6 protein-coding genes are annotated in these 7531 nt (G+C 72.7%); 1 reads left to right on the top strand and 5 read right to left on the bottom strand.

Annotation, left to right across the window (positions count from 1 at the left end):
• Positions 1-167: 167 nt before the first annotated feature.
• From AB0D08_RS39590 to AB0D08_RS39580, 3 genes are all read right to left on the bottom strand, one after another.
• A complete protein-coding gene (locus tag AB0D08_RS39590; protein ID WP_033820519.1) occupies positions 168-1049 on the bottom strand; it encodes a geranyl diphosphate 2-C-methyltransferase in 882 nt (293 codons plus the stop codon).
• Between the two features lie 15 nt (positions 1050-1064).
• Positions 1065-2378 carry a family 2 encapsulin nanocompartment cargo protein terpene cyclase gene (locus AB0D08_RS39585; RefSeq protein WP_359895189.1) on the bottom strand — a complete coding sequence of 438 codons (1314 nt, stop codon included), beginning with the start codon at positions 2376-2378 and terminating at the stop codon, positions 1065-1067.
• Positions 2379-2482: 104 nt separating this feature from the next.
• Positions 2483-3892: a family 2B encapsulin nanocompartment shell protein gene (locus AB0D08_RS39580; protein WP_033822307.1), complete on the bottom strand. Its 1410-nt coding sequence runs from the start codon at positions 3890-3892 to the stop codon at positions 2483-2485.
• 507 nt (positions 3893-4399) lie between these two features.
• Between AB0D08_RS39580 and AB0D08_RS39575 the strand changes: the two genes are divergently transcribed.
• Entirely contained in the window at positions 4400-5239 is an 840-nt protein-coding gene (locus tag AB0D08_RS39575; RefSeq protein ID WP_051813200.1) for an enoyl-CoA hydratase/isomerase family protein, read from the top strand.
• A gap of 72 nt (positions 5240-5311) precedes the next feature.
• Here AB0D08_RS39575 and AB0D08_RS39570 read toward each other — a convergent pair whose 3' ends face one another.
• Together AB0D08_RS39570 and AB0D08_RS39565 are read right to left on the bottom strand one after the other, a co-directional pair.
• Positions 5312-5842 carry a hypothetical protein gene (locus AB0D08_RS39570; RefSeq protein WP_359895186.1) on the bottom strand — a complete coding sequence of 177 codons (531 nt, stop codon included), beginning with the start codon at positions 5840-5842 and terminating at the stop codon, positions 5312-5314.
• A gap of 168 nt (positions 5843-6010) precedes the next feature.
• The gene (locus AB0D08_RS39565) at positions 6011-7093 is read right to left on the bottom strand and encodes a CorA family divalent cation transporter (RefSeq protein ID WP_359895184.1); all 1083 of its coding nucleotides are present in this window, start codon (positions 7091-7093) and stop codon (positions 6011-6013) included.
• Positions 7094-7531 lie beyond the last annotated feature (438 nt).

The raw sequence follows: 7531 nt of genomic DNA, 5'->3' as shown, positions 1-7531 counted from the left end.
CACCCGAGAGGACGGGTGGGGGCCGGGGACTTCCACCGCCGGGGCCGGGCGCAACGGGTCCGACGCCCGCTGCGCCCGGGGCACGGGCGCGACGGCCCCGCGTCCGTGCCGTGCCGTACGTGGCCTGCCACGGGCCGCGTACGGCACGGACACCCCGGCGGTGGTGCTCAGACCCGGTCGGCCGCGATCAGCACGTACTGGAACGAGCCGTCCTGGTACGAGTTGATGAACGCCTCCTCGATGCCGGTGACCAGCGAGGAGGTGGCCCGCAGCTCCCAGTACGGCAGGGTCGCCGGGGTCAGGTCGATGACGGCCTGCGGCACCAGCCGGTTGTCGGCCATGGCCCGCAGGTACTCCCGGCGGGAGTGGATGTTGCACTCGAAGTGCGCGTTGATCTGCGAGACCCACTTCGAGGGCTGGCCGTAACGCGGGTTCCAGCAGCCGGTGATGGTCACGTACCGGCCGCCGACGCCGAGGATCCGGGAGTGCTCGGCGAACAGGTCCCCCAGGTCGACGTACATGCTCGACTCGTTGTTCCACGACGCCGCCGCCTGCCCGGTCTCGAAGGGCATCGAGAGCATGTTGCAGACGCGGGCGCGGACGGAGTCCGCGATGCCCAGCTCCTGGGCGCGGCGGTTCGCGAACTCGGCCTGCTTGGCCGACAGGGTGACCCCCTCGACCTTGGACCCGAAGCGCTGGTGGGCCATCACCATCGAGCCGCCGCGGCCGCAGCCGGCGTCCACCAGGGTGCTCCCGGGACCGACCGCCCCGAGGTGGTCCAGCAGGACCTCGGCCTGCGCCGACTCCAGCCGGTGCAGCTCGGCGATCAGCTTCTTCTCGTAGGTGCTGTCCTCGGTGTCGCCGAGCGCGGCGTGGTCGACGTCACCGATGCCGTAGTGGTGGTGGTAGAGACCGTCGACGTCACCCAGGCGAAGGTTCACCGGCCGGGCCTCGTGGTCCCAGTAGCGCGCGATGTCACCCTGGTAGGGCGTCGCCGGGGAGGGGATGAACGCAGAGGCGGTCGCGGTGGAGAGTTCGGTATTGGTCACAGAGGAAATCCGTTCTTACCAGAAATCGGGCAGGCTGTAGCGGTAGGTATTGGTGCAGTGCCAGTAGTGGTTGCCGTCGACCCAGGCGGCCACGCCCCGCAGGAAGCGCAGCACGGTGGGCACCGGGAGCTCCGCCGCCAGCTCCGCGGCCGCGGCCTCGAAGGCGTGCATCAGTTCGTTGTGCACCTCGACGGCCTTCAGGTAGGCATCGCGGACGGGGAGCTTCTCCCGTCGGGCGATCACCACCGGCAGGTTCAGGTGCAGGCCGGGGGTGGCCAGCTCCTTGGTGTACGAGTAGAGGTCGTTGACGATGGTGGTCGCGTTCCCGGCGAGCGCGATGACCCGCTGCATCGCGGGCAACGCGTGCAGGTCCGCCGGGAGTTCGTAGCCACCGACGGTGTCGGTGATGGTGGGGCAGGGACGGAAGTTGTTGAACTGGCGCATCGCCAGGTACTCCCACACCTCCGGGACGTGGCCGGTCTCGGCCCAGGCCGCCTCCGCGAGGTACCCCAGGTGCAGCCGGGCCATGTCGTGCCGGTACCGGTCGGCCTGCGAGTGCCCGGCCTGCCGGACGAAGTACTCCATCGCCGAGCGGTAGGCGCGCCGCGGCGCGTCCTCGTGCAGCGACGCCGCCCAGTCCGGGTGGTACTCCGCGGTGGTGTAAAGCGGGTCGAGCGCGGTGTGGGCCAGCAGCAGGCGGCTGCCGAGCCCGACCGGCGAGCCCCCGTGGTCCTCGCAGTAGACGTCGTCCAGGGCGTTCTCCGCCGCCATCAGCCGGGTGGCGACCATCAGGTGGTCGACGGTCGGTGCGTCAGGATGGCAGGCGACCATGTAGCGGCCCAGCGAGAACCCGTCGAACTGGTCCTCCCAGTCCGGGGGGAACAGCTCGACCTCCTCCACGGCCCACGCCTTGATCCGGCGGCCGACCTCCTCCACCCGGACGGGGTCGGGCTCCGCCACCGGGTGGTGGTACAGCCCCGGCACCGGGACGCCCGCCGCCGGCTCCGCGGCCGCCGCGGTACCCGCCGGCCCGGACGGCTCCTCGACGAGCCGGGTCAGGTACAGCCCCGTCGTGCCCAGGCCGCTCGGGCCGCGCAGGACCCGCTCCAGCACCGGGCCCGCAACCGTCCGGGCCGCGGCGGGAGCCGCCGCCACGGGCTCCGCGGCCGGGACGGCGACCGGCTCCGCGGCGGGCGGGGGCACGCTCGCCACGGCCGGGCGGACGAGCGCCGCCGGCCCCGGCAGGGCGCCGCCCCCGGGAGCGGGTCCGGGGCCGGGCGCCGCGGACGGCGGGTCCGGCCGCTCGGGGGGAGGTGAGGGAACGGGCATCCGTGGCTCCTTGGTGAGGTGGTGGGACGGCCCGGATCCCGGGCACGCCGGGGCCGGGCCGAGGACGGGCGGTGCCCGCCCGGGACCGTGCCGCGTCAGCCGCCTCAGCCGCGCCGCTGGCCGATCTGCACGTTCTCCAGCACGCCGAGCGCGTCGGGCACCAGGATCGCCGCCGAGAAGTACGTGGTGACGAGGTAGGAGATGATCGCCTTCTCGTCGATGCCCATGAACCGCACCGACAGGCCCGGCTCGTACTCCTCCGCCAGACCGGTCTGGTGCAGACCGATGACGCCCTGCCTGTCCTCCCCGGTACGCATCACCAGGATCGAGGTGGTGTTCTCCTCGCTGATCGGGATCTTGTTGCAGGGCAGGATCGGCACGCCGCGCCAGGCCGGGACCTGCTGTCCGCCGAGGTCGACGTGGTCCGGGTAGAGGCCGCGGGCGTTGAACTCCCGGCCGATGGCCGCGATGGCCCGGGGATGGGCCAGGAAGAACCGGGAACCCCGCCGGCGGCAGAGTAGTTCGTCCAGGTCGTCGGGGGTCGGCGCACCGGAGTACGTCTGGATCCGCTGCTTGAAGGCCGCGTTGTGGAGCAGGCCGAACTCGCGGTTGTTGATCAGCTCGTGCTCCTGGCGCTCGCGCAGCGCCTCGATGGTGAGCCTGAGCTGCTCCTCGGTCTGGTTCATCGGCTCGTTGTAGAGGTCCGCGACCCTGGTGTGGACCCGCAGCACGGTCTGCGCGATGGAGAGTTCGTACTCCCGCGGGTTGAGGTCGTAGTCGACGAAGGCGCCGGGGAGCTGCGCCTCGCCGGTGTGGCCGGCCGACATGGCGATCTCGGCCTCGCCGTGCTTGTTCTGCCGCTGCTGCGGAATCGCGCTGAAGTGCTCGACGTGCGAGCGCAGTTCCGGCGCCGAGGCCAGCACGGCGTCGAAGTCGGCGCGGGCCAGGGTGAGCAGGGTGCCGGCGGTCTCGGCGGTGGCGGTGGCCTCCCAGCTCGCCCCGGCGTCCAGCAGGGCGTGCTCGCCGAAGTGGTCGCCGTCGGCGAGGACCGCGACGGCCACCGGGTCGCCGTACTGGCCGACCGAGGTCTGCCTGATCCGGCCGTGGGCGATCAGGTGGATCTGCTCGGCGGGCGCGCCGCGCTCGGCCAGCACCTCACCCGCCCGGAAGTCCCGCTGCACGCAGCGGTCGGCGAGCGCGGTGAGCACGGCAAGGTCGTCGAAACCGCGCAGCACGGCGAGTTCGCCGAGCTCACGGGGGATCAGCCGGACCCGGGCACCGTCCTGGACGAAGTCGATCCGCCCGTCCCCGACGGTGTACGTCAGTCGCCGGTTGACCCGGTAGGTACCGCCCTGGGTCTCCACCCAGGGGAGCATCTTCAGCAGCCAGCGGGAGGTGATCTCCTGCATCTGCGGAGCGGACTTCTTGGTGGAGGCAAGGTTGCGGGCAGCCGCAGTGCTCAGACTGCTCTGTCCGGTCGGCTCCGCGAGCGCCTGGCTGGTGTCCACCGTCATCGGGCGGGCTCCCCTTCGATTAAGAGTTCACAAGAGCGGTCACCGGCACACGTCCATATCAGCTGTGACCGGGGGCGGACATGACGGAGCCCGGGCGATCCGCGCCTCCGTTCGTCGCCGGGATCAAGCTTGCCGCCGGTACGGCCGGTTGGGCCTGGAAGCCGCTCCGGGTTAGCCCGATGCGGTGATCTTGCGCGGTCGGATGTTTGCGGACCATCTCGACGGTGCATGGCGCGGACGGCCGCGGCGGTGCGCCGGACGGAGGACCGTGCCGAGTGTCCTGCCCGGTTCGGCCGGGTCCGTCCGCACATAGTGCGGCATGACACGTACGCGGGCGGCGCCGGCGCTCGCCGCCGTCACCATGATCGTCACCTGTCTCCCCGGCCCCGCAGGCGCCCTCGCCCCGTCGGACGCCGCCCGCCCGCACGGCTGCGTCCGATCCCCGATCCCCGATCCCCGCCCCCGGGCTCGGCAGCTGATCGCAGGTCCCGAGCACGGAGGAACCCCATGACCGGACCGTACGAGACCATCGACACCGTGCTGGAGGGCGCAGTGCTCTCCGCGACGTTCGACGCGCCACCGATGAACCTGATCGGGCCGGAGGTCGTCCGTGATCTGGTCACCCTGCTCGACGATCTCGCGCGCCCGGACGCACCCGCCGTCGTGGTCTTCGGCAGCGCGGACGCCGACTTCTTCCTCCCGCACGTCGACCTGACGAAGGTCGCCGAGTACACCGCCGAGGCCGCGAAGAGCGGCGGCCCCGGTGACGCCTCCCTCGGCATGCTGTTCCGCCGGCTGAGCCTGCTGCCCGTCGTCACCATCGCCAAGCTGCGCGGCCGCGCCCGGGGGGCGGGCAGCGAGTTCCTGCTCGCCTGCGACATGCGGTTCGCCGCCCGCGAGACGGCCGTGCTGGGCCAGCCCGAGGTCGGCATCGGCGCGCCCCCCGGCGCCGGCGCGATCCAGCACCTCACCCGCCTGCTCGGCCGCGGCCGGGCCCTGGAAGTCCTGCTCGGCTCCGCCGACTTCGACGCCGACCTGGCCGAACGCTACGGCTGGATCAACCGCGCCCTGCCCGACGCAGACCTCGACGCGTTCGTCGCCGGCCTGGCCGCCCGCCTCGCCGCCTTCCCCCGCGACGGCCTGACCGCGGCCAAGGCCGCGGTCAACGCCATCAGCCTGCCGACCCCCGCCGACGTCCGGGCGGACGCCGCCCTGTTCCAACAGCTCGTCCGGGCCGAGGACGCCCAGCGGCGCACCGCCGCCCTGTTCCGGCGCGGCCTGCAGACCCGGGGCCCGCTCGAACTCGCCCTCGGCGAAGCCCTCGCCGACCTGCCGCCGGACGCCTGAGGACATCCGGTACCGGCCCGCCCGGTCGGCCGATCGGGCGGCGGACGACCACCACGACCGGCCGGGCGCCGGTCAGTCCTGCTCCGGCTCCGCGTCCTGCTCCGGCTCCGGCTCCGGCTCCGGCCAGAACACCAGGGTCTCGGCGGCCGCCGCGCGTAGGGCGTCCCCGTCGAGCTCGAACCGGGTCTCCGGCACCCCCTCCTCGGCCCAGGAGTAGAAGACGGTGACCGGGCCCCCGGCCGGGAGGCCCCACACCCAGAAACTCTGGTCCCAGTGGTCCCACGATCCGGAACCGTCCTGCGGGGCGATCACCGGCGGCCGCGGCCCCTCGGGCGTACGCCACTCCACCGACCAGCCCTGCTGCGCGACGGCCCGGCGGCCGTCCGGGAAGAGCACCCCGAAACGCAACTGGTCCTCGCTGTCGTGCTCCTGGACGAACGGCGGCTGCCAGTCGACCGCCTCGCCGCGCGCGACGTCGCGCGGCCGAAGGTCCCGGCGGACGTGCAGCGCGAACTCGAACCCGGTCGGGAAAACCCGCAGCCCGTCGGCGAAGACCACCAGCCACGGCGTGCGCACCAGGAACCGGCCCAGCGGCAGGCTCACCGGCATCACGCCGTCCGGCCGCGACCAGGCCGGCAGAGCGGGCCGCCTAAGGCGCGGCGACGGTTCACGGGGCGGTATCGCGTCGAAGTGGCCCATACCAACGAGTCTGACACACGGTCAGCACCGCAAGGCCCGGGATGCAGGGCTCCTGCCGGGGGCATCCCGCGGTCATCCCGTGTGCCGCTCGGCCCGGCCGCCACGGGCGGACGCGGGCGGCGGGCCGGTGGGGACGGCCGTCACCTCCGGCGCGGGCGGGGCGATGTGGCCGCGCCGGCGGCGCAGCCACAGGAAGAGCAGCAGACAGGGGAGCAGCAGACCGCCGATGCCGAGGGTGAGGAAGGCGGTGAAGCTGTTGATGTTCCTGACCAGCCAGGCGAAGTTCTGCCCGAAGAACCCGACCACGAAGGACAGCGGGAGGAAGACGCTCGCGAGGATCGTCAGCCGCTCCATGGTGGCGGTCTGGCGGAGGTTGATCCGGTTCTGCTCGACCGAGATCACCGCGATGTTGGCCTCCAGGACGGTGGCCAGCAGGTCGCGCTGGGCCGCCACCTCCTCGTTGACCAGCAGCAGGTGGTCGTGCACGTCACGGAAGTACGGCAGCAGCGCGGGCGGTGACTTGCCGGGCTGGAGGCGGCGGGTCAGGACGGCGAGCAGGGGGTGGACGGCGCGGTAGAAGTCGGTGGCCTCGCGGCGGAGGAAGTAGATCCGTTCGGTCGGGGCGACGGTCCCGGAGAACACGGTCGCCTCGATCTGCTCGATGTCCCGCTCCAGTTCGGCGACGACGGGTGCGTAGCTGTCGACGACCTGGTCCAGGATGGCCCAGAGGGTGGAGGCGCTGCCGGTCCGCAGCAGTTCGGGACGCTGTTCGAGCCGGCTGCGGGCGCCGGCCAGCTCGCTGGCGATGCCCTGGCGGACGGCGATCACGAAGTGCTCCGCGAGGAAGATGCTGATCTCGCCGGTGTCGACCTCCTCGGACCCGTCGTCGTAGCGCGCGGTACGCAGGATGATCAGCTCGGTCCCGTCCTCGTACTGCTCGGCCTTGGGACGCAGGTGGAAGGCCTGGGCGTCCTCGACGGCGAGTTCGTGCAGGCCGAAGCTCGCGCGCACCTCGGCCAGTTCCTCGGGGCCGGGTTCGAAGAGCCCCAGCCAGACGAACCCGCCCTGTGCGCAGCGGGCGGCCGCCTGCTCGAGCGGTATCGGCCCCTCGTGCTGGCGACGACCGTCGAGGTAGTGCGCACAGTCGACGATCATGGCCTTCCTCCTCGGATCGGTCCGGCGGCGCCGGGTGCCGCCGCTGCGGCCAGGGGGCGCGCCGTGCCTGCGTCGTCGCCTTCGATGCTCCTCCGATCCCGGCGGAATGTCCCCCGCGGCCGTAGGGCGCGTTTGCAAAGCCCCGCCGGGTCCGCGACGCCGCGCATCCCGGCTGGACGCACGCCCGAATCACCCAAGTACGACCCAGTACGAGGGCGATCCGGGCGCACGCCCAGCCGGGCGCCCAACGCCGCGGCCTGATCCGACGCGACTTTGCAAACGCGCCCTGGCGGGCGCGTGCCGCGGTGGGCGGCGGCCCGGAGGCCGACCAGATCATCCCGACCCCGGGTGATGACTTCGACGGCGCGGTGGGCTACGGCCTGCCGCCGGTGCCGACCCTGTGGCTCGGCCCGCAGACCTCCGGGGAGGGTTTCCGGG

Source organism: Kitasatospora sp. NPDC048540 (assembly GCF_040651175.1).
GTDB lineage: Bacteria > Actinomycetota > Actinomycetes > Streptomycetales > Streptomycetaceae > Kitasatospora.
This window is presented reverse-complemented; position numbering and strand designations above follow the sequence as displayed.

Excerpts from the sequence above, each read along its gene's own strand:
- AB0D08_RS39585 (WP_359895189.1), bottom strand. The coding sequence starts at position 2,378 with ATGCCCGTTCCCTCACCTCCCCCCGAGCGGCCGGACCCGCCGTCCGCG.
- AB0D08_RS39580 (WP_033822307.1), bottom strand. The coding sequence starts at position 3,892 with ATGACGGTGGACACCAGCCAGGCGCTCGCGGAGCCGACCGGACAGAGC.
- AB0D08_RS39575 (WP_051813200.1), top strand. The coding sequence starts at position 4,400 with ATGACCGGACCGTACGAGACCATCGACACCGTGCTGGAGGGCGCAGTG.
- AB0D08_RS39565 (WP_359895184.1), bottom strand. The coding sequence starts at position 7,093 with ATGATCGTCGACTGTGCGCACTACCTCGACGGTCGTCGCCAGCACGAG.